The organism is Vibrio sp. 10N.286.48.F5 (genome assembly GCF_041469785.1).
GTDB classification, from domain to species: Bacteria; Pseudomonadota; Gammaproteobacteria; order Enterobacterales; family Vibrionaceae; genus Vibrio; species Vibrio crassostreae_C.
On record NZ_JBFRLG010000003.1, the window covers coordinates 1 to 26,813 of the forward strand.

General features: G+C 44.9%; 21 protein-coding genes, 4 tRNA genes and 1 other annotated feature. Of the genes, 10 read left to right on the plus strand and 15 right to left on the minus strand.

What is annotated here, in order from left to right; translation table 11 throughout:
- Positions 1-142 precede the first annotated feature (142 nt).
- From AB4185_RS01545 to AB4185_RS01555, 3 genes are read left to right on the plus strand one after another with little or no spacing between them, the layout of a single operon-like run.
- Positions 143-2,581, plus strand: coding sequence for a DmsA/YnfE/YnfF family dimethyl sulfoxide reductase (locus AB4185_RS01545; protein WP_372134731.1), 2,439 nt, complete (start codon positions 143-145; stop codon positions 2,579-2,581).
- 11 nt (positions 2,582-2,592) lie between these two features.
- Complete coding sequence (locus AB4185_RS01550) at positions 2,593-3,213, plus strand: DMSO/selenate family reductase complex B subunit (protein WP_004733360.1); 621 nt, start codon at positions 2,593-2,595, stop codon at positions 3,211-3,213.
- Between the two features lies 1 nt (position 3,214).
- A complete protein-coding gene (locus AB4185_RS01555) occupies positions 3,215-4,060 on the plus strand; it encodes a DmsC/YnfH family molybdoenzyme membrane anchor subunit (protein WP_017060997.1) in 846 nt (281 codons plus the stop codon).
- 187 nt (positions 4,061-4,247) lie between these two features.
- Here the strand turns inward: AB4185_RS01555 and AB4185_RS01560 are convergent, their stop codons facing one another.
- On the minus strand, positions 4,248-5,486 hold the full coding sequence (locus tag AB4185_RS01560) for a CinA family nicotinamide mononucleotide deamidase-related protein (protein WP_065585167.1): 1,239 nt from the start codon (positions 5,484-5,486) through the stop codon (positions 4,248-4,250).
- Between the two features lie 210 nt (positions 5,487-5,696).
- Here AB4185_RS01560 and AB4185_RS01565 point away from each other — a divergent pair, with 210 nt between their 5' ends.
- Both AB4185_RS01565 and AB4185_RS01570 read left to right on the plus strand, forming a co-directional pair.
- On the plus strand, positions 5,697-6,605 hold the full coding sequence (locus tag AB4185_RS01565; protein WP_017069173.1) for a DUF3943 domain-containing protein: 909 nt from the start codon (positions 5,697-5,699) through the stop codon (positions 6,603-6,605).
- A 267-nt stretch (positions 6,606-6,872) separates the two neighbouring features.
- Positions 6,873-7,385, plus strand: a complete 513-nt coding sequence (locus AB4185_RS01570; protein ID WP_017061000.1) for a glycine cleavage system protein R — start codon at positions 6,873-6,875, stop codon at positions 7,383-7,385.
- Between the two features lie 73 nt (positions 7,386-7,458).
- Here the strand turns inward: AB4185_RS01570 and nspC are convergent, their stop codons facing one another.
- From nspC to uvrY, 10 genes are all read right to left on the minus strand, one after another.
- Positions 7,459-8,598: a carboxynorspermidine decarboxylase gene (nspC, locus tag AB4185_RS01575; protein ID WP_017063550.1), complete on the minus strand. Its 1,140-nt coding sequence runs from the start codon at positions 8,596-8,598 to the stop codon at positions 7,459-7,461.
- 199 nt (positions 8,599-8,797) lie between these two features.
- Positions 8,798-10,051: a carboxynorspermidine synthase gene (locus tag AB4185_RS01580; protein WP_372104683.1), complete on the minus strand. Its 1,254-nt coding sequence runs from the start codon at positions 10,049-10,051 to the stop codon at positions 8,798-8,800.
- 8 nt (positions 10,052-10,059) lie between these two features.
- The gene (locus AB4185_RS01585) at positions 10,060-12,999 is read right to left on the minus strand and encodes a pyridoxal phosphate-dependent class III aminotransferase (RefSeq protein ID WP_372134733.1); all 2,940 of its coding nucleotides are present in this window, start codon (positions 12,997-12,999) and stop codon (positions 10,060-10,062) included.
- A 1,279-nt stretch (positions 13,000-14,278) separates the two neighbouring features.
- Positions 14,279-14,354: transfer RNA gene (locus AB4185_RS01590), tRNA-Gly, on the minus strand.
- A gap of 32 nt (positions 14,355-14,386) precedes the next feature.
- Positions 14,387-14,473: transfer RNA gene (locus tag AB4185_RS01595), tRNA-Leu, on the minus strand.
- 80 nt (positions 14,474-14,553) lie between these two features.
- Positions 14,554-14,629: transfer RNA gene (locus AB4185_RS01600), tRNA-Gly, on the minus strand.
- 36 nt (positions 14,630-14,665) lie between these two features.
- Positions 14,666-14,739: transfer RNA gene (locus tag AB4185_RS01605), tRNA-Cys, on the minus strand.
- A 266-nt stretch (positions 14,740-15,005) separates the two neighbouring features.
- Positions 15,006-15,563, minus strand: a complete 558-nt coding sequence (pgsA, locus tag AB4185_RS01610) for a CDP-diacylglycerol--glycerol-3-phosphate 3-phosphatidyltransferase (protein ID WP_017061490.1) — start codon at positions 15,561-15,563, stop codon at positions 15,006-15,008.
- Positions 15,564-15,609: 46 nt separating this feature from the next.
- Positions 15,610-17,442, minus strand: a complete 1,833-nt coding sequence (gene uvrC, locus AB4185_RS01615; protein WP_372116468.1) for an excinuclease ABC subunit UvrC — start codon at positions 17,440-17,442, stop codon at positions 15,610-15,612.
- Positions 17,443-17,457: 15 nt separating this feature from the next.
- The gene (gene uvrY / locus AB4185_RS01620) at positions 17,458-18,102 is read right to left on the minus strand and encodes a UvrY/SirA/GacA family response regulator transcription factor (RefSeq protein ID WP_004729778.1); all 645 of its coding nucleotides are present in this window, start codon (positions 18,100-18,102) and stop codon (positions 17,458-17,460) included.
- Positions 18,103-18,527: 425 nt separating this feature from the next.
- On the opposite strand from uvrY, the gene AB4185_RS01625 reads away from it, so the two are divergent.
- A complete protein-coding gene (locus AB4185_RS01625) occupies positions 18,528-20,891 on the plus strand; it encodes a DNA polymerase II (protein ID WP_102429054.1) in 2,364 nt (787 codons plus the stop codon).
- Positions 20,892-20,984: 93 nt separating this feature from the next.
- On the opposite strand, the gene AB4185_RS01630 is transcribed toward AB4185_RS01625, so the two are convergent.
- Entirely contained in the window at positions 20,985-21,752 is a 768-nt protein-coding gene (locus tag AB4185_RS01630) for a hypothetical protein (RefSeq protein WP_017061494.1), read from the minus strand.
- A gap of 137 nt (positions 21,753-21,889) precedes the next feature.
- On the opposite strand from AB4185_RS01630, the gene yeiP reads away from it, so the two are divergent.
- The 3 genes from yeiP to AB4185_RS01645 all read left to right on the plus strand — a co-directional run bounded on the left by yeiP (position 21,890) and on the right by AB4185_RS01645 (position 23,429).
- Positions 21,890-22,459, plus strand: coding sequence for an elongation factor P-like protein YeiP (gene yeiP, locus AB4185_RS01635; protein WP_017055115.1), 570 nt, complete (start codon positions 21,890-21,892; stop codon positions 22,457-22,459).
- A gap of 10 nt (positions 22,460-22,469) precedes the next feature.
- Complete coding sequence (locus AB4185_RS01640; protein WP_004741258.1) at positions 22,470-22,799, plus strand: HI1450 family dsDNA-mimic protein; 330 nt, start codon at positions 22,470-22,472, stop codon at positions 22,797-22,799.
- A gap of 147 nt (positions 22,800-22,946) precedes the next feature.
- Positions 22,947-23,429: an RNA methyltransferase gene (locus tag AB4185_RS01645; protein WP_017061495.1), complete on the plus strand. Its 483-nt coding sequence runs from the start codon at positions 22,947-22,949 to the stop codon at positions 23,427-23,429.
- Between the two features lie 274 nt (positions 23,430-23,703).
- On the opposite strand, the gene rluB is transcribed toward AB4185_RS01645, so the two are convergent.
- From rluB to rnm, 3 genes are all read right to left on the minus strand, one after another.
- Positions 23,704-24,738, minus strand: a complete 1,035-nt coding sequence (rluB, locus tag AB4185_RS01650) for a 23S rRNA pseudouridine(2605) synthase RluB (RefSeq protein WP_017055112.1) — start codon at positions 24,736-24,738, stop codon at positions 23,704-23,706.
- A gap of 159 nt (positions 24,739-24,897) precedes the next feature.
- Positions 24,898-25,518 (minus strand): L-threonylcarbamoyladenylate synthase, encoded by a 621-nt coding sequence (locus tag AB4185_RS01655; protein WP_009848751.1) that lies wholly within the window; start codon positions 25,516-25,518, stop codon positions 24,898-24,900.
- Positions 25,519-25,580: 62 nt separating this feature from the next.
- Positions 25,581-26,435 (minus strand): RNase RNM, encoded by an 855-nt coding sequence (rnm, locus tag AB4185_RS01660; RefSeq protein WP_017061496.1) that lies wholly within the window; start codon positions 26,433-26,435, stop codon positions 25,581-25,583.
- A 120-nt stretch (positions 26,436-26,555) separates the two neighbouring features.
- Between rnm and AB4185_RS01665 the strand changes: the two genes are divergently transcribed.
- Positions 26,556-26,681, plus strand: a complete 126-nt coding sequence (locus AB4185_RS01665) for a trp operon leader peptide (protein WP_009848753.1) — start codon at positions 26,556-26,558, stop codon at positions 26,679-26,681.
- Positions 26,628-26,742 (plus strand) — a sequence feature (Trp leader region). (Overlaps the previous gene by 54 nt.)
- Positions 26,743-26,813 lie beyond the last annotated feature (71 nt).

Here is a 26,813-nt window from a genome sequence, read left to right on the forward strand (position 1 = left end):
CTTTGATCTATTTTATACATTCAATTCATAAACTTTAAATTCCACACTTATTTGATGCCAATCAATCAATAATTCGAAATAAATACATAAAGAACAAACTACCTATAAAGTGCTAGCTATCAATAGTAAAAGGCATCTTAGAATGACGAATAAGAAAGAATCTGGGGTAATGAATCTTACTCGAAGAGGCTTCATGAAAGCTTCCTCTGCAGTAGGTAGTGCAGCTGCACTTGCGGGCGGTATCGCTTTACCTTTCAAATCCAAACCAGTAGCGGCTGCGGTTGCTGAGAATGTGGATGAGAAAATCGTGTGGAGTGCATGTACAGTAAACTGTGGCTCTCGCTGCCCACTGCGTATGCATGTACAAAACGGTGAAATCAAATACGTAGAAACAGACAACACAGGCACTGACGAATACGGTCATCACCAAGTTCGTGCGTGTCTACGTGGTCGCTCGATGCGCCGCCGTGTTTATAACCCAGATCGCCTAAAGTACCCAATGAAACGTGTGGGTAAACGTGGTGAAGGTAAGTTTAAGCGTATTAGCTGGGAAGAGGCTTATGATGAAGTCGCTGGCACCATGCAACGCCTTATCAAAGACTACGGTAACGACACCATCTACCTAAACTACGGTACTGGTACGCTGGGCGGTACAGTAACTAAGTCTTGGCCACCAGCTCAAACGCTGATTGCTCGTCTAATGAACTTAAGTGGTGGTTACCTAAACCATTACGGTGACTACTCAACAGCGCAAATCACGAAAGGCTTGAGCTACACCTACGGCGGTTGGGCAAACAACAACTCTTTCTCTGATTTAGAGAACACTAAACTTAACATTCAGTTTGGTAACAACCCTGCTGAGACACGTATGTCTGGTGGCGGTCTGATCCACCACTACGTAGAGAGCAAAAACAAATCGAACGCAAGAACGATCATCATCGACCCTCGCTACACCGATACTGCCGGTGGTCGTGAAGATCAATGGATCCCAATTCGTCCTTCTACCGATGCTGCGTTGGTTGCCGGCCTTGCACACGTGATGATCACGGAAGACCTTGTCGACCAACCGTTCCTAGACAAATACTGCGTAGGTTACGACGAGAAAACTCTGCCTGCATCAGCGCCTAAAAACAGCGACTACAAATCTTACATCCTAGGTTTAGGTCAAGATGGCGTAGAGAAAACACCAGAGTGGGCTTCTAAGATCACGGGTATTCCAGTTGATACTATCGTGAAGCTTGGTCGTGAGATGGGCACAGCAAAACCGTGTGCTATCCACCAAGGTTGGGGGTTACAACGTACTGCGAACGGTGAGCTAGCTTGTCGTGCAATCGCAATGCTGTCGCTACTCACCGGTTCTGTGGGTGTATCAGGCGGTTCAACAGGTGCTCGTGAAAGTGACATCAACATTCCGTTTGTGCGCTTCCCTACTGTGCCAAACCCAGTTGAAACGTCTATTTCAATGTTCATGTGGACAGACGCGATTTACCGTCACCATGAAATGACCGACATCACTGATGGTGTTCGCGGTGCAGAGCGCCTTAAGAACCCAATCAAAATGATCTGGAACTACGCAGGTAACTGCATCATCAACCAACACTCAGACATCAACAAGACTCACGCGATTCTTCAAGATGAAAGTGCGTGTGAAATGATTGTCGTGGTTGATAACCATATGACTTCTTCAGCGAAATACGCCGATATCATCCTTCCAGACTTAACAACGTCTGAGCAAGACGACTGGTGTATGGACGGTAAAGCGGCGAACATGCCTTACTTCATCTACGCGCAGAAAGCGATTGAGCCTCAGTTTGAAGCGAAATCTATCTACGAGATGTGTACTCAGCTTGCAAAACGCATGGGCGTAGAAAAAGAGTTCACCGAAGGCCGTACTCAAGAGCAATGGATTGAGCACCTTTACGCAGAAACTCGTAAGAACGATCCAACACTGCCAACCTTCGAAGAGATGAAAGAGCTGGGTATCTACAAACGTAGCTACGACCACCACTACATCGCTTACGAAGACTTCCGCAAAGATCCTGAAGCGAACCCACTGACTACACCAAGTGGCAAGATTGAGATCTACTCAGAGCAACTGGCTGATATCGCGAAGACTTGGAAGCTGAAAGAAGACGAAGTGATTCACCCACTTCCGATTTACGCGGACTCTTTCGAAGGTCATAACGACCCACTAGCAGAGAAGTACCCACTTCAGCTAACCGGTTTCCACTACAAGGCTCGTACTCACTCGACTTACGGCAACGTTGCAGAAATCAAAGCAGCAGCACCGCAAGAGTTGTGGATCAACCCAATCGATGCAAAAGAACGTGGTATTGATAGCGGCGACATGGTGAGTATTTTCAACGACCGTGGCGAAGTACATATTCCAGCGAAAGTGACACCTAGGATTCTTCCTCGAGTTGTCGCACTAGGCGAAGGTGCATGGTACGCACCAGATGGTCAGAAGATCGACCATGCAGGCTCTATCAACGTGCTGACGACTCAGCGCCCGAGCCCACTTGCTAAGGGTAACCCTCAGCATACAAACCTAGTTCAAATCAAAGCGCTAAAGAAAGCATAAGGTAGGTTGGAATGAAACAATACGGCTTTTACATTGATTCAAGTAAATGCACGGGTTGTAAAACCTGTCAGCTTGCTTGTAAAGATTATAACGATCTAGACATCAAAACGAACTACCGTCGCGTATACGAATATGCCGGTGGTGGCTTCACTCAAGATGGTGATACCTGGGTTCAGAAAGATGTCTTTTCTTACTACCTATCTATCGCTTGTAACCACTGTACTAACCCAGCGTGTGTGAAAGTGTGTCCTTCGGGCGCAATGCACAAACGTGATGAAGACGGTTTGGTTGTGGTTGATGAGAGCGTATGTATTGGTTGTCAGCACTGTAGCAATGCGTGTCCTTACGGCGCACCACAATACAATGCTAAGAAAGGTCATATGACGAAATGCGATGGTTGTTACCAACGTGTTTCTGAAGGCAAACAGCCTATCTGTGTTGAGTCTTGCCCACTTCGTGCATTGGAGTTTGGTGAAATCAATACACTTCGCGAGAAGTACGGCTCTGGTGCGGATGTGGCTCCACTGCCATCTTCAACAGAAACGCTACCAAACATCGTGATTAAGCTGAACAAAAACGCGAAGCCGACTGGCGATACCAGCGGTCACCTAGCAAACCCGAAGGAGGTGTAAGATGATTTTTCATGAGTGGTCTTTAATCTTCTTTACGGTGCTGGCGCAAACTGCGGTTGGTGGTTACTTACTGATTGGCGCACGTGCACTGGTACTTGGTCATGACGAAGAGAAGCTGAACAGCTACAAGGTTCCAATGTTTATCCTATGGGTACTGATGGGTCTTGGCTTCATGTTCTCGACAACGCACCTTGGCTCTCCACTGCGCGCGTTTAACGCTTTTAATCAGCTAGGTTCGGCTTGGTTGTCTAACGAAGTGTTCTTCGGTGCGGCATTCTTCGCTGTCGGTGGCCTGCAATGGTTACTGTCGGTAGTCAAGAAAGGTGGCGTTGCTATCCAGAAAGCACTGATGGTTGGCGCGATGGTACTGGGTGTTATCTTCATGTACGCGATGATCAACGTATACATGATCAACACAGTACCGACGTGGGACAACATCTACACACCACTGAGCTTCATCATGACGATGGTTGTGGGTGGCTTGCTGTTATCTCAGTTCGTGATTGTATTCGCAAACGACAGCCGCTTTACGGTTGACCGTAACATCACCATGTTGGCTGTTATCGCTGTTGCTATCAGCTTGCTTGTGACAGTAGGAAAACTGAACCTAATCGGAGACATCCAAACTTCAGCGGCAAAAGCGTCTGAGTTAGTCGATGGTTTAGGTAGCTATGTGATTCTTCAAGTGGCACTGCTAATGGCAAGCTTGTTGATTTGGATTCTACCTATGCTGAACAAAGCAAAAGTGAACCCAGTTAACCTTGGCTTAGCACTAGTATTGTTCTTGGCTTCAGAGTTAATCGGCCGTGGTTTGTTCTACAGCCTACATATGACAAGCGGTTTGTAATCGAGTTCTTACAGACATGAGTTGCGTGTAAACATCGCTGCTTGTTTGGTTATCTAGAAGGCTAGATAAACAAAAGGCCCAACACCTATTTAGATGTTGGGCCTTTTTATTTCGTTTTTTCTAGCGTTTTTAATACAGACTTAGCGAGTTCGCTTACATCGTTAGCTTACATCGTTAGCTTACATAGCTACTTAATGATAGCCGCTGGAATAAACATGTCTTTTAATCGCTTAACCGAAGAATAAGTACCAAACATCGGTTTGTTATCTAAATGCCTTCTCAGCATATCGGTGGCAACGGTCTTAATCACGTTGCGTTGGTCTTCACGCGAGTACTGACGATAAAACTCAAGTACCTGCCCCCACTCGCCTGCTTCAGTCGACAATGCAACGCTGAATGTGTTGCCTTCCAGCTTACCAGTCACCAAAGCCAATTCAGTTCCGCACTTATCTCTTGTTGCTCCAGCCAGCGCAAAGGTCGCGGCTAATGGATCGCTCTTTTCAAGTTCGCTCTCTTTTGGCTCAGCCATCACCCATGAGTGTCCGAAGCAATCTTCTATCTGCTCATTCAATTGCAGCCACGCTGACAGTGAACCTTTGGTCGACACTTCAGACACAGATAACGTCTTCTTTTTTTCCGCCATGATGTGTCCAATATGGTCAATCATCGGCTCATCAACACTAACGACATTACTCTCTAGCAGCTTGTAAACCATCTGCAGAAGCTTAACGCGAGTTTCTAAGTCTGCCTTAGGACCAAACAGTTTGACCTCAATGAACGGCAGATAAGAGCGATAACCAAGTTCATAACCTTCTGGCAGCTTTAGTTGATCCAAAACATCAGAGATACCGGACTCAGACAAACCAAACGTAAACAGTCGACTGCATTCAGAGGCAACCACTTGAGGGTAGGTACACGACAAGTCAGGAAGAATCTCAAACGTCACCATGCGCTTGAATTCACTTGGTACACCCGGCGTGAAATAGAAAGTCGCATCGTTAATTTTCAGTTTGAAGCCACAAGCCGTCCCCACAGGGTTATCGACAATCTCTGAACTCGCAGGTAACAAAGCTTGTTTAAGGTTGCTGTCTGGCATTGGCATGCCACGTCCAGAGAACATCTCTTCCATACGAGCAAGCCATTCAGGGAACATGACGAGTTTCTGCTCGGAAGCAGCTGCAGCGGCGGCAGCACTCATATCATCGGTTGTCGGGCCTAAACCACCATTAACGATAACCACATCATAGTTAAAGCTCAGCATCAGCAATTCTTCAACAAGAGCATTCATTTGATCACCCACAGTTGAGCGCTTAGCAAGCGCAAAACCATGCTGATAAAACTCAGCAGACATCCAAGCTGCGTTTGTATCTACAATGTCTCCATGAAGAACTTCTTCACCTGTGCTTAACATTGCGATTTTCGTCATATTTCTATCCCTTGTTGTCATAAAAAGACACTGCATTATTTACAAACTGGTCTATGGTTGAATTTGGAGCAATTCGCCTTTTCATTAATATTAATAATGTTAAACCTAAGGTTTTCTTAGGAAAAGCTATAAATTATTAGTTCCCTAAATCAGGCATTTAATAGATAATTGTGACCCTGATCAATTCCAAACTTTCTCATGGAGACCCTTGTGGCCAAATCACCGTTACTAGCAAAGGTTACTGCCGCATTTTCAATGCTAATGTCAGTTAACTCGGTTGCAAGCCAATACGACTTCGACCAGCCAATCAACCTTTCTTACTCGGATGAATGTGCTCAAGATTACTGTTTTAATGACAACTTGTACACCTACAAGCCTAGTACCAATTACGCACTGAGCGAATCGAGTGATGAGTACGACTTCTCAATCCAACAACCAAAACACATGTTGGTGAGTCAGGAGAAAGATTGGGATTACCTAATGGGTCAAACCTACACCATTCTTGGCTTGAGTGTCGCGACAGTGGGTCTAATGACTCTGCTCCCTGAAAGTATTACTAAGTGGGATGATGACCAACGTGATATCAGCTCATTAGGTAAAAAGTGGAAAGATAACGTTTCTGCTGGTCCAACATGGGACCGTGACGAACACTTCCTAAACTACGTAATGCACCCATATTTCGGTGGTGTTTACTACACCGCAGCTCGACACGCAGGTTACGACGAGTTTGAGTCATTCTTATACTCTTGGACTATGTCGACGTTCTTCTGGGAATACGGCGTAGAAGCGTTTGCAGAAGTACCTTCATGGCAAGATCTCTTCATCACACCTTTCTTCGGTGCGGTTGTCGGTGAAATGATGCTAGAAGCAGAGCAGGATATCATTGCTTCAGGTGGCGAAGTGATGGGCTCTCAAACCATGGGTGATGTGTCGCTATTCTTCCTTAACCCTGTTGGACACATTCACTACTGGGTAAGTGACGCATGGGGCGGTGATGCAGAAGTTAACCTGAATACTAACCCTTGGTGGGATAACCAAGACGCTGCACGTTTTGCTTACGATGCTGGCGCACCATACGACTCTCAGTTTGTTGGTATGAACTTCAAAGTAACGTTCTAATTCGTCTCTAGTACTACTCAATATAAGTTATTGAATATAAGTTGCTGAATCATCAATCACAGTGACAACTCTTCTAAAAAGCGGCTCTCTAGCCGCTTTTTTTGTGCCCTACTCTTCATTCTCTTTTTTTGCATCGAAGCTTAGTTTCAAAAATTGACCTAGGTCAAACATTGTTCGATGTAACCTTCTACACTGAAATTAAAGAACTTTATCGCGTGATATCAAACATTTAATTAGCAAAGAATAATTGAAACCTTGGGGGCTGATATGAACAGTACATTTATCGTAAACTTTATCGGAAAAGCATCACCAGCAACAATCAAACAGCTTGCTGCGGTTACTCACGAAAACGACGGCAAATGGCTCATCAGTAAAGTGAACTTTATTGAAGACCAAGTCGCAGGCGTACTAAAGGTTCAACTTCCAGCCATCAACGAATCGATTGTAAAAGAAGCGTTCAGCGCCAATCCAGATCTCATCGTGCAGTTTGTCGATTCCGATCATACACACAATGTTCAAGACACGGTCCATCACTTGAGACTCGACTCTAACGACCGAGCAGGTATCGTCAACGAAGTGACTCATGTATTGGATAGACAAGGAATCAGTATTCTCGATATGGATTGTCACCGCGTCTTTATCGCTGGTGGCGGCGGTGTTAGCTCAAGTCTATTCACATCAAAAATCGCCGTTAAGCTGCCAATCGAAGTACAGATCGACGACGTAGTTAATGAACTCGAAACGCTCAGTGAAGATACTCGTGTGATGATTGAAAGCTAAATAAACAAAATTAAAGAACAAAAAAGAGCAGCTCATTAGCTGCTCTTTGTATTGCTCTGAACTTGTGATTCAGTTACTTAACTGACCATTGTGATAATGAGCGTTTGAAGTCTTCATAGCCGAATTCATTTAGCTTCTGAACTTCACCACTGCTACGTTCACAGTAGATTGAAGGCATTTTAAGGCCATTGAACCAGTTCAATTTCACCATTGTGTAACCCGCGCTGTCTAACAGATGCAGCTTTTGACCAATCTTAAGTGGCTCATCAAAGCTCGCTTCGCAGAACTGATCGCCCGCAAGACATGAACACGAACCAATCACGTAGTCATGGCTGCCTGTTTCTGATGCTTCCAATACTGATGCGGGCTCATTGTAGATAAGCGTGTCAAGGCGGTGCGCCTCAGTCGCTGAATCCACAATCGCTGTTTTCTTCACGTTCTCAACAATATCGACCACTGTCACAACTAGGTCGGTTGTTTTAGTGATGATCGCTTCACCCGGCTCAAGATACATCTGCACACCGTGCTTTTCAGAGAAGGCTTTCAGCGCAAGACCGAGTTTTTCGATGTCATAGCCAGGCCATGTGAAGAACACACCTCCGCCCATGCTCACCCAGTCCAACTTATCTAAGTGCTCACCAAACTGTTCTGAGATTGAATCAAGCAGGCCGATAAACGCATCGACGTCTTTGTTCTCACAGTTCATGTGGAACATCACACCATTAATCTCATCGAAAATTTCTGGTTTGATGTGGTCAGCTTGCACGCCCAAACGCGAGAATTGACGTGCTGGATTCGCCAAGTCTTGCCCTGCGTAGCTCACGCCCGGATTTAAACGTAAACCCAGTGAAGCTTTACCTTCAACAATATGACGGTAAGCAGCAAGTTGGCTTTGAGAGTTGAAGATCATCTTGTCGCAGATGTCAGCAACCTCTCTCACGTCATCTTCACTGTAGCCCACACTGTAAGCATGAGTTTCACCGCCAAAAGTTTCGTGACCTAATTTCACTTCATAAGGGCCAGAACTAGTAGTACCGTCTAGGTACGGTTTGATGATGTCAAACACGCCCCAAGTCGAGAAGCACTTAAGCGCAAGTACCAATTTCACACCTGAAATCTCTTTCAGTTGCTTGGCTTTTTCTAAGTTCGCAATCAACTTGTCTTCGTTGATCATGAAATATGGGGTTTTTAGTTCTTCTTTCTTAAACGTCATTTTTGTAAACACTCAAGCAGCATCTATAGATGGAAAGGTAAATTAACAATTTTGGTGTGATTTATTTTGATTTTGTCCTGTCCGAGCGCAGTGAGTTACAAAATCAAAATAAATGATACCAAAGCTTCAAGGCTATCATCATCGAAAAGGGAACAATCCATGTCCCCTTTAATTAGCAATCAAAACAAGAAATCAGTTCTTATTTTTTCTGCTCATGAATCACTGGAAGACCTTGGCCTGCTTCAAGCTCTTGAACATGCCAATCTAGACCAATTTCCGGCATAGTTGCTAGGAACGGATCTGGATTTAGCTGTTCCATGTTGAACACGCCTTTATCAGCCCATTCGCCACGGAAGAACTGAAGTGCAGCGGTAATCGCTGGAACACCAGTTGTGTAAGAGATCGCTTGGTGCTCTACGTCTTCGTAAGCCACTTCGTGGTCTGCGTTATTGTAGATGAATACGCTACGCTCTTTACCATCTTTCTTACCTTGAACCCAAGTACCGATACACGTTAAACCAGTGTAACCCGGAGCTAGAGATGTTGGATCCGGTAGTAGTGCTTTAAGAACATGCAGAGGCTGAACCACAGTACCATCGTGCAGTGTTAGCGGATCTGGGCTAAGAAGACCGATATCACGCATGCAGTTGAAGTAGTTCAAGTATGCATCACCAAAGCCCATCCAAAATTCGATACGCTTAGCTGGGATGAACTCTTTCATTGAACGAACTTCATCGTGCGCCATTGAGTAAACTTTGTGAGAACCACAGTTCGGGAATTCAAACTCAAGCATACGAGAGTGACAAGGTACTTGTTTCCACTCTTCATTTTCCCAGTAGAAAGAATCGCCTTGGATCTCAAGCATGTTGGTTTCTGGGTCAAAGTTTGTCGCAAACTTCTTGCCGTGGTCACCAGCATTCACATCCATTACATCAATTGAGTCAATCTCATCGAACAAGTGCTTAACCGCGTATGCAGCAAAGATTGATACCACACCTGGATCGAAACCAGCACCAAGAATACCTGTGATGCCTGCTTCAGCGAACTTCTCACGGTAGCCCCACTGCCAATCGTAAGCTTGTGGTACTTGTTGGCCTTCAGAACATAGGTCAACCGCTACCGATGTATCTAAATAAGAAACTTTAGATTGGTAACATGCTTCCATGATTGCCATGTTTACCCAAGGAGGACCAGCGTTGATCACTAGATCCGGCTGAACTTCTTTAATCAAAGCAACAAGCGCATCAACATCATCAGCGTCTACTGAACGTGCTTCTAGTTTCTTAGTTGAATCTTTAAGGTTGTTTTTGCCCTTGATAGATTCGATGATTTTTTCACACTTCGCGATTGTGCGAGAAGCGATTGTGATATCACCCAGTACTTCGTTATTTTGTGCTGCTTTGTGTGCAACAACCCAACCAACGCCGCCTGCACCAATTTGTAGAATAGCCATAGTATTAATTACCCTTGTTGTTCTGCTAGCTCAGTGGCTAGAGTTTGAATTTTGTTAATTAGAGATTTGAAATCTGATGTCTTTAGGCACGGATTCAAGATAGTGAATTTAAGCGCACTCTTACCATCCACGACCGTTTCACCGAGTACTGCAACACCACGAGTCAGCGCTTCCAGTCTTAGCGTTTGATTCAATTTGTCTAAATCTAGCTCGCCGTTTGCTGACGGCTTAGATCGGAACAGCACTGTTGATAGTGACGGCTCTGCGAGTAGCTCTAAGTCAGCTTGGTTTTGAATCAGGTCTGCCACTTCTAGCGTTTGCTCAAGAAGATTGTCGTACATATCACCCAACTGCTTTGGTCCAACGCTTTGCATCGTCATGAAGACTTTCAATGCATCGAAACGCTTGGTGGTCGCAATAGACTTATCGACTAGATTTGGCAGTTCATCGTGCTCGCGATTCAAGTAGTCTGCGTGATGTAGAAGGTACTTAAAGTTCGCTTTGTCTTTCAACAATACCGCGCCGCAGCTGATTGTTTGATAGAACAATTTGTGGAAATCGACACTCACAGAGTCCGCTTTTTCGATGCCTTGTAAGCGAGCCTTGTGGCTACTCAAGATAAGCGCGCCACCGTATGCACTGTCGACATGGAACCAAAGATCTTGCTGACTTGCGATTTCTGCAATCGCATCAAGGTCATCGATAGCACCATGATCGGTTGTGCCCGCAGTACCAATCACAGCAAAAGGAATCAGACCTTGTGCTTTCAGTGCTTTCACTTCTGCGTCTAGCAAGTCAGGCTTGATAGTGCCGTTTGCATTGGTATCAACACAGCACACTGCCGCTTCGCCTAGCCCTAGTAGAGAGGCTGACTTTTGAACCGTGAAGTGAGATTTCTTTGAACATAAGATACGCAGCTTGCTCGCGTATTCTGGTAAGCCAAGCTTTTGGATAGAATGACCATTGTGCTTATCCGCAACCCAGTCTCTCGCAAGCAATAAACCCATTAGGTTACTTTGCGTGCCTCCGCTAGTGAAAACACCGTCAGCTTGTGCGCCAAGTTGGTATTTGTCACACATCCAATCCACAACGCGCTGCTCAACATAAGTCGCAGCCGATGCTTGGTCCCATGAATCCATTGATTGATTCAATGCCGCGATAATCGATTCCGCTGCTACCGAAGCCATAAGAGGAGGAGTGTGAAGGTGTGCAATGCAATCTGGGTGTTGCACGAAGATGGAGTTTGCAGCGACAAGGTCTGCAGTACTATCTACAACATCAACCAAAGCGTGTTGATTGTTATCAAGGTCGACAGCATTGATAGCTGCTTCTAGCACTTTTGGATCTAAACCCGAATAAGGGGTTTCAACCTGTTCAAAAACCGCTTTCATCGCTTGAGTGGTTTGGTTCATCACGTTAGCAAATTCGTCGCTACCGCCTAAACCTGTATGGATGAAATGCTTGTTCCATTCTTGGTTTGCTTGTTCGCTTGAAGTTGGGTCTTGTTGTAAGCCACCACCAGCTGCGATGATCGCTTCTTCCATTACGCGGAGTGCAAAGTCAATCTGCTCAAAAGAGATAATCATTGGCGGAAGGAAACGAATTACCGAGCCATCACGACCACCCTTTTCAACCATCAAGCCACGCTCTAACGCTGCTCGTTGAATCGCTAGGGTTAGTTCGCCGTCTGATTGTGGTTCGCCAAACTTGTTAAGCTCACCATTTGGTTGTTTGATCTCAGCACCGAGCATCAGGCCTTTACCACGAACTTCAGCAATACAGCTAACGCGTGATTGAATCTTCTCAAGCCCGTGACGTAAATATTGGCCTGCGATGTTCGCGTGCTCAACCAAACCATCTCGTTCAATGATTTCCAACGCCTTAGCGCCAGACACCATTGCTAATTGGTTACCACGGAATGTACCGGTGTGCTCACCCGCTTTCCATGTATCGATGCTCTTATCGAATACAAGCAGCGACATAGGCAGTCCGCCACCAATCGCTTTAGACAAACATAAGATATCTGGGTTAACGCCAGACTCTTCAAACGCAAATCGATGACCCGTCTTACCTACACCACACTGAATTTCATCAAAGATCAGTAGGATGCCGTGTTCATCACAGATGCGACGCAAGCCTTGTAGCCAAGATGCAGGAGCTGGAATCACACCGCCCTCACCTTGTACAGGTTCAACGATCATCGCGGCTGGTTTCATGATGCCAGACTCGTCATCATTCAACATACGTTCGATGTAACGAATGCTCGCGTTAGCACCCGCTTCACCACCAATACCAAACGGGCAGCGTAGGTTGTATGGGAAAGGCATGAAGTGCACATCAGACATCAAGCCGCTACGACGCTCTTTAGTGCCGAGGTTACCCATCATACCCATGGTGCCGTTGGTCATGCCATGGTAAGCACCACGGAAAGCAAACATGGTGTTGCGACCTGTGGTTTGCTTGGCGAGCTTGATCGCCGCTTCCACAGCGTCAGCGCCAGATGGGCCACAGAATTGAAGAACCGAGTTATTTGAAAAGTCTTGAGGAAGAAAAGCTTTAACTCGCTTGATAAACGTCTCTTTTGCTTGAGTCGTGATATCAAGTGTTTGGTATGGCAAACCAGAATCGAGTTGGTCTTTAAGTGCTTGGTTAATCTCAGGGTGGTTGTAACCCAGAGAAAGTGTACCTGCACCGGCTAAGCAATCGAGAAAGAGTTGGCCACGAGTATCTTCAACTAAAGCGCCACATGCTCGTTTAATAGCAATAGGCAGGCGTCTTGGGTAAGAGCGAACATCCGACTCATGCTGTTCTTGCTCTAGCAAAATAGCGTCAGGTGTTAGGTCGTACGTTCCCTCTAAGATAGGAACCATAGTTGAAAATGAATTTGCGATAGTATTGATATCGACTTCAAAGGCGGTAGTCATAAAAGTCCCCTTGAATGTGTTCATACTCACCTCCATCAGACGCAATTACCCACCAACTCTCGTTAAATTTGGAGAGAGTTCATAGTGAAGTACACGTATTGTCTAGAAATGAGATATAGCTGTACGCTCGCATAAGTCAAATGACGAATACGAAATTAAGCCGTCTTAAGACAGCGATAAATTGTTAGCGTGAGCTCAAGGTTCAGTAATGCTACTGTTTTGAAGAATTGGACATTTTTGCAGGATCGGGCAGCTATGAGGAGCTGGTCCCTTTGGAAATGCAGAGCTGATTAGCAATGTTGTAATTAGTGTGTTCAATGTTGGGTTTCCCATTAACATGACGAACTGCGCCATAAGTATCCCGTCTATCAGCTAAAGGACTAGCCAATACCTACCCTACGTAATGTCCCAATCAGCAAGAATGGTCACTACGCGTATCCCCCAGAAGCAATCGTTGCTCTTCTTGAACATTTTCATTCCGAGATTGCGCGGGAAAGTAACATAAAGTGAAATGAACGATCAATAGTTTTTAGTAATAGCTTGATAAATAGCAGCGGTGGCTAAGCAATTGCTGTAAATATCGTCACACTATCGTTTGGGAAAGAGATCCCCGGTTCATTCGTTCCTCATACCCGAGGATGACGACGTGGGGTTATAAACGTTGCTAGAGAAGCTTTTAGGTCATGGCGTCACTCCCTAGAGCGAGGTATGAATTCATAGAGAACCCCTTACAACATGTCATTGTATTGCTTTATTCAAGAAACTATCTGATGCAATAGATTAAACTGAAGTTAATCAGCAAGCGGCAAGAGATCCCCGGTTCATTCGTTCCTCACACCCGAGGATGACGACGTGGGTGTACAGGCGGTGTTAGTGATGGCTTTGAGGCTGTGGCGCCTTTCCGTCATTCCTTAGCCTGAAGAATGAGTTCATTGGGAGTCCCTTACAACATGTCGATGTATTGTTTTATTCAGAAACTATCTGATGCAATAGATTAAACTGAAGTTAATCAGCAAGCGGCAAGAGCTCCCCGGTTCGCTCGTTCCTCACGCCCGAGGATGACGACGTGGATTTATAAACGTTACTAGAGAGACTTTGAGGTCATACCGTCTTTCCGTCATTCCCTAGCACGAGGAACGAGTTCATAGGGAATCTCGCTTTTAAAAACTAACTTGATTGCAAAATTTGAAACAGAGATAGAAATGAATGTTGAGTGCGGATTCGAACAAGAAGAGTTCTTAAACGTAAAAGCTAAACGTCAGAAACCAAAAAGCCCGAACATTTCTGTTCGGGCTTCTTAATTTGGAGCGATACATCGGGTTCGAACCGATGACCTCAACCTTGGCAAGGTTGCGCTCTACCAACTGAGCTAGTATCGCATTTGCTTTATCGAGATAAAGACTTTAATAGATGGTGCCCCGGGCCGGACTTGAACCGGCACAGCGCGAACGCCGAGGGATTTTAAATCCCTTGTGTCTACCAATTCCACCACCAGGGCACGCAATTCTTTATTGCGATGCCGATTACTGAAAAGTAAAACACCATCTTAATGCTGACGCCAATCAACATTACAAAATTTGGAGCGATACATCGGGTTCGAACCGATGACCTCAACCTTGGCAAGGTTGCGCTCTACCAACTGAGCTAGTATCGCATTTTCATTCAAATTCTTTCTAGAAGAAAGAGAGAATGGAGGCGCCTCCCGGAGTCGAACCGAGGTCCACGGATTTGCAATCCGCTGCATAGCCACTCTGCCAAGGCGCCTTAGTAACTCCAATCGAATCGCTCATTGCCATCCTCTTGGGTACGGGATGCATTCTACGGATTCAGACGATTGAGTCAATATTATTTTTGTATTTTTAATTCGTTTGAATAGATTTCATACGAAACAGGCCAAATAGCTGACTTTATGTTCAAAACACACTGTGAGCGGGTTATTCAAAGGAGATCTATATCACATTATATATCCACTATTGATAACTTAACCTTAGGTTAAAGATCAAAAAAGCGAGCCTCAGCTCGCTTCTTCATCAATGATGTTTTTCGTCTAACAAATCGTCTTTGGCAGCCATCAAGTATTGTGCCATTGACCAATAAGTAAGAACGGTGGCGACATACAGTGCAATGTAACCTACCCACACCATCCAGTCGTCGTATCTCCAGATAAGTACCCAAAGAGCGAACATCTGAGAAACCGTTTTGACTTTACCAACCCAAGATACCGCAACACTTGCGCGTTTACCGATTTCAGCCATCCATTCACGAAGCGCTGAAATGATGATCTCACGAGCAATCATGGTCACGGCTGGAATAGTTATCCAAATAGAGTGGTAATGCTCTGTAATCAGGATAAGAGCCGTAGCGACCAACACTTTGTCAGCCACAGGGTCAATGAAGGCACCGAAGCGAGACGTTTGCCCTAACTTACGAGCTAGCATGCCATCTAGCCAATCAGTGAAACCGGCTACCCAAAACACCATCGCAGCAGCGAAAGGAGCCCATTGATAAGGTAGATAGAAAACGACAACGAATACTGGGATCAAAAATAGTCTCAGTAAGGACAAAATGTTAGGTATATTCAAACGCATATTATTGGGCTCTTATTAATTGCGCTTTAATGGTGCGGGATTTTTACTATTGTTTCAATGCTTGATAAATGTTTTCTGCCAAAGAATGACTAATGCCCGGCACTTTGGCTATTTCTTCGACAGTTGCACGCTTAAGTTCTTGTAAGCCACCCATATATTTCAGCAAAGCTTGACGACGTTTAGGTCCTACCCCTTCAATTCCTTCCAAAGCACTGGTTCTGCGCGTTTTACCACGTTTCGCCCTGTGCCCTGCAATCGCATGATTATGGCTCTCATCACGAATGTGCTGGATAAGATGCAGCGCTGGTGCATCGCTAGGTAAATTAAACTCTTCACCTTCAAGGGTTACCAAAGTTTCTAAACCCGGTTTACGCGTCACGCCTTTCGCAATACCCATCATTCTTGGTCTAAACGGCCAATCACCCCAATATTGAGAAATGATCTCATGAGCGCGGTTTAGCTGACCTTTACCACCATCGATAAAGATGATGTCTGGGATCTTGTCGACATCGAGTTGCTTCGAATAACGTCTCTCAAGCGCCTGAGCCATCGCTGCATAATCATCGCCACCTGTAATGCCGGTGATGTTGTAACGACGGTACTCTGGTTTAACCGGGCCTTCTTGATTGAACACCACACACGACGCAATCGTGCTTTCACCCATGGTATGACTGATATCAAAACATTCCATGCGCTTGATAGCATCCATCGACAGCACTTCTTGGAGCTCTTTGAAGCGCTGATTAATCGTCATCTTGTGATTAATCTTGGTGGTAATAGCCGTCAATGCATTGGTATTAGACAATTTAAGGTAACGACCTCGAGTACCTGAAGGGTTGGTATTGAAGTGAATCTTACGACCCGCTACTTCACACAAGGCTTCTTGAATCGGTGTGACATCTTCCATCAAATCGGCATTGAGAATCAAACGGGTTGGGATGGTTCTCGCTTCACTATGCGCAAGATAGTATTGGCTTAAAAAGCTCGAAAAGACCTCTTCTCGCACCGTATTGTTGGGAATTTTAGGGAAATGGCTTCTACTGCCTAAAACCTTGCCTTGGCGAATCATCAAGATATGAATACACGCTACGCCATTCTCTTGAGCAAATCCCAACACGTCCATATCTTCCATTGAATCGTCAGATACGTATTGTTGTTCTTGCACACGTCGAATCGCTTGGATTTGATCACGGAAAGCGGCAGCTTGTTCAAAACGAAGCTCACGGCTTGCCTTGTCCATTTTGTCGATGAGCGTCTCAAGGACTAATTTGTCTTTCCCTTGCAGGAACAGACGAACGTAGTCGATAAGTTCACTGTACTCTTCATCAGAGATGATTGAGCTAACACATGGCGCAGCACAACGACCAATCTGATACATCAAACACGGGCGCGTTCTATTGGCATAAACCGTATCTTCACACTGGCGGGCAGGGAAAATCTTTTGGATTAGGTGTAGCGTCTCACGCACAGCGCCGGAATCAGGGTAAGGACCAAAGTATTCGCCCTTTTTCGTCTTAGCACCACGGTGCATCGACAAACGAGGATGCTTGTGACCGCTAATAAAAATATAAGGGTACGACTTATCATCACGCAAAAGTACGTTGTATTTAGGCAAGTACTGCTTGATGTAGTTGTGCTCAAGAATGAGCGCTTCTGTTTCCGTGTGCGTTACAGTGACATCGATATTGTCAATATTACTAACTAGAGCGCGTGTTTTTTCACTGTCGACTTTTTTACGGAAATAACTGGAAAGGCGTTTTTTGAGGTTCTTAGCTTTACCGACGTAAATAACGGCAGCCTCGGCGTTATACATTCGATAAACGCCGGGCTGCTCTGTTACTGTCTTGAGGAATGAGACTGAGTCAAACAAGTTGGTCACTATACGATCTCAGTGTTAAAGGGTCTCAGTGTCTAACATTCCATGTCTAATCGCTAAATGCGTCAGCTCTACATCGCCACTGATATCCAGCTTACTGAACAAGCGGTAGCGGTAACTGTTGACTGTTTTAGGACTTAGATTGAGTTGTTCTGAAATATCCGTCACTTTCTGACCTTTGGTAATCATCATCATGATTTGAAGTTCACGTTCAGATAAGTCTGCGAATGGATTTTCAGACGCAGGCGAGAATTGGCTCAAAGCCATCTGCTGCGCAATTTCTGGTGAAATGTATCGTTGGCCACTATTAACCACTCGAATTGCATTTACCATTTCATCCGGACCTGCCCCTTTAGTAAGGTAACCAGCAGCTCCAGCTTGCATCACTTTAGTTGGAAACGGATTTTCCGTATGAACAGTTAAAACGATGATTTTAACATCAGGGTTGAAACGCAAGATCTTCTTGGTTGCTTCTAAGCCACCAATACCAGGCATATTCATATCCATCAAAATAACGTCAGTATTGTTAGTACGACACCATTTTGCAGCATCTTCACCGCTTTCAGCTTCCCCTGCTACGTTCATTCCACGGACGTCTTCAATAATACGTCGTATCCCTGTGCGAACCAGCTCGTGATCATCTACAAGGAAAACATTTATCAAACTTGTATCTCCACACTATTAATTGGCTCTGCAACCACTGTGTCATTTCATCTGTTTGAAACAATTGAACAAAGGAACTGTGGATGCAGCATTGAGTACATCTTAACTTAATTACTAAAAAAAAGCTCTGTTGAATATGTGCTGAAACACGAACTTTAGCAAGTACTTATTAACAAATAAGCTAACTAAAACAACAAGCTTTTTCTAAAAATCAACCAGTTAAAACAACACCCAATAAAATTACATAAGATAAAGATATTTTCAATACCATTGAATAACCATTCGCGACAATTTCACTTATTTGCTTATAGAGTCCCGTTATTTGCCTCTACTAACTAGAATTTAGTTAGTATTTTTACTGCCTTTTGTGCGCAGAGGGTCGCTAGATGGTAGTATTCGATTCCCCATTTCAATAGGTTACTACATTGGATATTCAGCAAGGCTTTGTACTCACAAGACAAGCAAGAGATTTTTCAGGGCGCACACAAATCGACTTGTGGTTAAGCACCCCTCAAGGCCCTACTCTGCTGACGATTCAAAATGAAAAACCGGTATTTTTTGTCGCTCAATCTGACGTTGAGGCATGTCAGGCAATCGCAGCGAAAGAGTCGATCGATTGCCAATTTAAGCCTCTAGAATTAGCCACATTCGAGCAAACACCTCTCGCCGCGTGTTACACCTCACTGTCGAGAAGCAGCTTTGGTTTAGCGCAAGCCTTTCACAACGAAGAAATCCAAACCTTTGAAAGCGATATTCGACTCGCCGATCGATTCTTGATGGAACGTTTTATCAAGGGAAGTATTGAGTTCACCGGATCTGCTGTGCAAAAAAATCAGCATCGTCGAGTCTCAAACGCAAAATGCCGAGCAGGTGATTACTTACCCAGTCTATCTGTGGTCTCGCTTGATATTGAGTGTTCGGAAAAAGGCGTGCTTTATTCAATTGGCCTAGACAGCCCGATGGACAGCCAAGTAATCATGGTCGGCGAAGCACAACAAGCTGAAACCAATATCCAATGGGTTGCCAACGAGAAAGCGCTACTTGAAGCCATGATAGCTTGGTTCTCTGAATTTGATCCTGACATCATCATTGGCTGGAATGTTATCGACTTCGATTTTAGGCTGCTGCACAAACGTTCAGAATGGAACGAAGTGAAGCTCAACATCGGCAGAGACAACCAACCGAGCTTTTTCCGCAGTTCTGCTCAAAATCAGCAAGGTTTTATCACGATTCCGGGGCGCGTTGTCTTGGATGGTATTGATATGCTCAAGACAGCGACCTACCACTTCCGTTCTTGGTCTCTTGAGTCGGTATCGCAAGAGCTGCTTGGGGAAGGCAAAGACATCCATAACGTTCATGACCGTATGGATGAGATAAACCGAATGTTTGAGTTCGATAAACCCTCACTCGCTAAGTACAACCTTCAAGACTGCGTACTGGTAAACAGCATCTTCGAGCACACTCACCTACTCGACTTCGCGATTGAGCGCTCTCGATTAACCGGTGTTGAGCTGGATCGCGTTGGTGGCTCTGTTGCGGCCTTTACTAACTTATATCTGCCTCAAATCCACAGAGCGGGTTATGTCGCACCGAACTTAGAGCCAGAGAATTGGATTGCGAGCCCCGGCGGTTATGTGATGGATTCAATTCCCAATCTGTACGACTCGGTTTTGGTACTCGATTTTAAGAGCCTGTATCCATCGATCATTCGCTCGTTTCTGATTGACCCTATGGGACTAATTGAAGGGTTGAAGCTTGAACTAGGCCCAGCAGAAAACCAAGCCGTTGATGGCTTTCGAGGTGGGCAATTCCACCGCTCTAAACACTTCTTGCCCGAGATGATCGAAAACCTTTGGGCTGCACGTGATGTGGCGAAGAAGAACAACGAGAAAGCGTTCTCTCAGGCGATTAAGATCATCATGAACTCATTCTATGGTGTGTTAGGTTCGTCTGGTTGTCGTTTCTTCGATACCCGGTTAGCGTCTTCAATTACCATGCGTGGACATGAGATCATGAAGCAAACCAAGGTTCTGATCGAAGACAAAGGCTATCAAGTGATTTACGGCGATACCGATTCAACCTTCGTGTCTCTGAACGGCAGTTATGATCAGCAAAAAGCAGACGAGATCGGGAACACACTGGTCGCTTACATCAACGATTGGTGGACGAATCACTTAAAAGAGACCCACAACCTAACCTCAATACTCGAATTGGAATACGAGACTCACTATCGCAAGTTTCTAATGCCGACCATTAGAGGTTCAGAAACCGGCTCGAAGAAACGTTATGCCGGATTAATCACTCAAGGCGATAAAGAAAAGATCATATTTAAAGGGCTTGAGAGTGCACGCACCGATTGGACACCTCTCGCACAGCAATTCCAACAAACCTTGTATGAGATGGTGTTTCACGATCAAGATCCAACCGACTACGTCAGACAGTTTGTTGATGAAACCTCTGCTGGCAAACATGATGATTTATTGGTGTATCAAAAGCGCTTACGCCGCAAATTACATGAATACCAAAAGAACATTCCGCCGCAGGTTCGCGCAGCTCGTATGGCCGATGAGATCAATGCTCAGTTAGGGCGCCCTCTTCAATACCAAAATAAAGGACGCATTGAGTATTTGATTACTCTGAGTGGCCCTGAGCCCAAGGAGTATTTAAAGAGTGGTATCGATTATCAGCACTATATCGACAAGCAGATTAAACCGGTCGCAGAGGCAATACTGCCCTTCATCGGTTTAGACTTTGAAAGAGTTAGTGGGCAGCAGTTGGGTTTGTTCTAGCACTATATTCAATATGCTCTTAAAACGAAAAAAGCAGAGATATGTTCTTCAGCACACTCTGCTTTTTAGTATCAATGGATCGGTTATAAATCTCTATCCGATTCTGAACTCGGTTTTCTGATACTGCTTAATCAACCACTCACCAAAGCCATCAAGAATACCGATCACCGAACGTTTAGGGATTGGTCGACCAGAAAGTAAAATGCCCAACCTTTGGATTTCGACTTCTCGATCTGGGTGATACTTCAAGAACTGTTGGCCACATTCAACAGGATCATCGTACCAATATTTATCGCGGTACATCACCAGTGAGTAACTCGCCCGTAGAAGCTTCTTGGCAATAATCACCTGCGCAGCGACTTGTTGTTCTGGCGTTGTCGCTCGTGCGATCTTGTTGCGATACACCGCCAACCAGTTTTCCGCATCCATATTCCAGTGCTTAGCGATTTCCCAACTTGTTTCAAAATCACCATAGCAGTCTGATAAGTCTTCACCATGCACACACACGGCTAAATGCTTGAGCATAAAACCCCAAGTGAAGATATTGTCGAAATCGACTATCTCACTCACTAAGGTAGTTTTTATCGCCACTTGAGTTACCTGCGGGAAGCTCTTTTGGAAACGCCATTTGATGGTGTTCAACAAAGTGGTTCGTTGGTCAGGAAACGGTCGATGGGTCACCACAACCACATCTAGATTGGAGCGACCGAAGACGGCTTGCTTACGAGCCACACTGCCATAAATATAAATACTGTGCAGATTAGATCCTAACCCACCTTTTAGAAAGGTAATCAGATCGTTAACCACAGGTTGAAATTCAGGTTGAAAAGGCTGTGTTGGGTCAATAACGGGTAGCTGCATAGGTCGTTTCGGTAAATAAAATAATGATTTAACTATAACTCTATGATCGCCTAGGTGACTTTATGATTCAAGCTATTCCTATTTATAGCATCTCCGAGATATAATCAGCGGATAGACCCACTAAGGACAAACACAAAATGCCTAGAGCAAGTGAAATTAAAAAAGGTTTTGCTATCACAGTAGAAAGCAAAACAGTGATCGTTAAAGATATCGAAGTAACAACACCAGGCGGCCGTGGCGGCCAAAAGATTTACCGCTTCCGTGGTAACGATGTAGCAACTGGCGTTAAAACTGAAGTTCGCCACAAGGCTGACGAAATTGTTGAAACTATTGACGTAACTAAGCGTGCAGTAATGTTCTCTTACGTTGATGGCAACGAGTACATCTTCATGGACAACGAAGATTACACACAATTCATCTTCAACGGTGAGACTATCGAAGACGAACTACTGTTCATCAACGAAGAAACTCAAGGCATGTACGCGATCCTTATCGACGGCAACGCTGCAACGCTTGAGCTACCAACATCTGTTGAACTAGTTATCGAAGAGACTGATCCTTCAATCAAAGGTGCATCAGCGTCTGCTCGTACTAAGCCTGCTCGTCTTTCTACAGGTCTTACTATTCAAGTACCTGAATACATCGCGACTGGCGACAAAGTAGTAGTAAACACTGCTGAACGTAAATACATGAACCGCGCAAGCTAAGATACTTATTATGACCGAAGCTAACGACCTAATGTCTTATGACGATGCAATTGATACTGCATACGACATCTTTCTAGAGATGGCACCTGATAATCTTGAACCTGCAGACGTGATTCTATTCACAGCTCAGTTTGAAGATCGTGGTGCTGCAGAGCTTGTTGAAACTGGCGATGATTGGGTTGAACATGTTGGCTTTGAAGTCGACAAAGAAATCTACGCTGAAGTGCGCATTGGTCTTGTGAATGAAGCTGATGACGTTCTAGACGACGTATTTGCTCGCATGCTAATCAGCCGTGACCCAGAACATAAGTTCTGTCACATGCTGTGGAAACGTGACTAATACCGCTGTTGACGCTCATCAGCATGAGTAAACAAGTATTCATGTAAGCGAGTTAAAAGTTAGCCGAGCCGATTGCTCGGCTATTTTTATCACGCCATTTCTCATCATGATTACTCACTTTCATCATCAACTTTAGATTCACTGATTATGACCAAAGCAAAAACAGACACACAATCAAAAGGCTATGCCTGCATTGGCCTAGTTAACCCAAAGACGCCTGAAAACGTAGGCTCTGTAATGCGAGCTGCTGGCTGCTACGGCGCCAACTCTGTGTTTTACACTGGCACACGCTACGACCATGCGCGAAAATTCCATACCGACACCAAAGAAAAGCACTTAGCCCTGCCTTTGATTGGTGTTGAAGAGCTGAAAGATATTATTCCAGTAGGCTGCGTGCCGGTTGCTGTTGATCTGATTGAAGGTGCTAAGCCTCTACCTGATTACAAGCACCCACCACGTGCGTTTTACATTTTTGGCCCAGAAGATGGCACGCTAAAGAAAGAAATCACAGATTTCTGTCGTGAGACGATTTACGTTCCGACCAACGGCTGTATGAATCTAGCGGCATCAGTGAATGTTGTGCTTTACGACCGACTGGCGAAAGGCGATAACTTTTCGAATCATAAGTAAAAGATACGAGATACGAGATACGAGATACGAGATACGAGATACGAGATACGAGATACGAGATACGAGATACGAGCAGATTATAGATGCGCCTACACGAGATAAGAGAAGCGAAAAGCTCGCTTACTGTCACTTATGGCAGCATGTTTTCGATACTCGGTTACTCGCATCCCGCATCTGCTATTTCTCCAGACGTAAAAAAACCTGCTCAATGAGCAGGTTTTTTAGTATTCAGTGCTTTCAGCTAATGAAGCTTTACGCGTAAGAAATTACGTAATTACTGACGTGTTCTTGGCTTAGCTGGTTTAGCCGGACGACCGTTGTTCAGTTTAGGCTTACTTTTGTTAGCCTGAGGTTTACCTTTGTTTGCAGCTGGAGCGCTACGACCTGAATCAGGTGTTGTAGTACCGCGAGTTGCAGGCTTCTTACGCTTAGTTTGGTTGCTACGGCCTTTTGGTGCGTTTGCACGCTCTTCGTGACGTTTAACAGCACGACGAATTTTTTGGCTACGAGAACGCTCACGCTTACGAGAAGTGTTTGAAGGATCAAGATCCAACAGTGTCTCTTTCTCAGGCTTAAGCTCAACAAGCTCACGCAGGTAGTTAACTTCTTGAAGATCTAGCTCTTTCCAACCGCCACGAGGCAGTTTCTTATCAAGGTAGATATCACCGTAACGTACACGTTTCAGGCGGCTTACTGTCGTTTCTTGAGATTCCCAAAGACGACGAACTTCACGGTTACGACCTTCGTTAATCGCTACGTAGAAAGTATGGTTCATACCTTCACCACCAGCGTAAACAACATCTTCAAAACGAGCCATGCCGTCTTCTAGTTGTACACCACGAGTAACGTTTTTAACTTTTTGCTCAGTCACTTCACCGAATACACGTACTAGGTACTCACGCTCAACCTGACGGCTTGGGTGCATTAGACGGTTTGCAAGCTCACCATCAGTAGTGAAAAGCAAAAGGCCTGATGTGTTTGCATCAAGACGACCAACTGAAATCCAACGAGAACCACGGATCTTAGGTAGACGATCGAAAACAGTACGGCGGCCTTCAGGGTCGTGACGAGTACAAAGCTCACCTTCAGGTTTGTAGTAAGCAAGTACACGACAAACCACTTCTTCAGAAGCCTTGCCTGAAACAGTATGGCCATCGATACGGATCACTGAGTTCTCGTCTTCAAGACGCTCGCCCAGTTTCGCAACTTGACCGTTAACACTTACACGACCAGATTTGATTAAACCTTCTAGTTCACGACGAGAACCGTGACCAGCTCGCGCTAAAACCTTCTGTAATTTTTCGCTCATTTACTCTTTTCTACCTATTTGTCGTCTTCACAGACGTCGAATGAATTTTTCGCGACCAAATCGCGGTCGCGTATTATCGCAAATAACCTGCCAAAAAGCACTTGTTATTTACTGTGGCAGGTTTGCTGTATCGTTACAGACTGTTAATCAGTAAAGCGATTATTCAAACGGCGCAGGATCGCCAGCACCACGACGTAGAACCACGGCATCATCGTCACTGAAGTCAATAACCGTCGTCGGTTGCTCACCTAAGTAACCGCCATTCAAAATGACATCAACCGCATGCTCTAGGCTGTCACGAATTTCTTCTGGATCCGACTCTGTAGTCTCGTTACCCGGAAGAATCAGAGACGTCGACATCAGTGGTTCGCCCATCGCTTCCAACAGGTCGAGTGCAATCTTGTTGTCTGGGACACGAATACCAATCGTTTTACGCTTGGCGTTCATCAAACGCTTTGGCACTTCTTTAGTTGCTTTAAAGATAAACGTGTAAGCACCTGGCGTGTGTGCTTTCAGCAGACGGAAAGCCACGTTATCAACGCGTGCATACAGTGATAACTCAGAAAGATCACGGCATAACAAGGTGAAATTGTGCTTGTCATCGATGCGACGAATTTTACAGATACGTTCAAGTGCTTGTTTGTTTTCAAGCTGACAGCCCAGCGCATAACCGGAATCTGTTGGATAAACCACAACGCCGCCATTGCGAATAATCGCAACCGCTTGAGTAATTAAGCGTGCTTGTGGGTTATCTGGGTGTACATAAAAAAACTGGCTCATTGTTGATCCTCGTTATCGAATCTCTCGACTCTATCATCAGAAGGAGCTGGCTCACCTAAAGACTATTCAGATGGTGAAACCGTTTGAAACTCCCAATCTTTCCATACTTCTTCGACCCCAGAAGGTAGCCAGAGATTGCGTCCAAGTTCCATCCACGGAGATGGGTAATGGAAATCACTGCCTTGGGAGGCTAATAGTTTGTATTGTATAGCATAATCCGCGAGTGTGCGTCTTTCTTGTTGCGCTTGCTGAGGTTGAGCTACTTCCATCGCATCCCCTTTCGCTTCAACAAATGCCGCTAGCAGGCGCTTAACCCACTTGGCTGTAAGTCCATATCGCCCAGGGTGAGCGAGTACGGCTTGTCCACCAGCAGCATGAATAGCCGTGACAGCATCACTCATTGAACACCAAGTTGGCGGCACATAACCTGGGTTATTACGAGTAAGAAACTTTTTAAACACCTGCTGCATAGTTTTCGCATAGCCATTGTCGACTAGCCACTTAGCAAAGTGAGCGCGAGTGATTGGTGCATCACCCGCAATCAATTTAACTTCTTCTAACACCCCTTCACGAGTCGCTTTCTCAAGACGGTGAGCGATCATCTCAGCACGCCCAATACGGTGTTGCTTCTGTTGTTCAATGAGCGCTTTGAGTTCTGGTGACTCAGGATCAACGTTTAACCCAACAATATGGATATCTTTGTTTTGCCAAACAGTCGAAATCTCAATGCCGTTTATCAACTGAATAGGAAGGTTGTTATCCGCAATGTAGCTGCGTGCTTCAGCAAGCCCATCAGTCGTGTCATGATCTGTAATCGCTAGCGCTTCGATGTTAAAGCCAAGCGCTCGGTCAATTAGCTCAGGTGGAGTAAGTCGGCCATCTGAGGCTGTTGTATGACTATGTAGATCAATTCTCATATATTCTTTTTCATTGTTTTCAATTTTTATCGTTATATTTGTGTCAACACACTTGACCCGCAAGCAGAAAACTAGTTAACTAGTACACAAATACGAAGTATCACATTTGATAGGTTCACCATGTTACAAGAATTTAACCAAAACCATAAAGATAAAGTTTTAGAACTTTCTTCAGTAGAAGCAAGTTCAGAGCTTAATTGGTGGCGCACTTGGACAAGTTCTTGGTGGGCTAACGTGTACTTCTAATTAAACAGTTTGTTTATAAAAAAGTTATCACTAAGCCCGCTTTAATAGCGGGCTTTTTAATTTGTCGAACATCTCACATTCAACTGACTAACAAATCATCGAATTGACCATATTCTAGATTGGGTGAAAGGT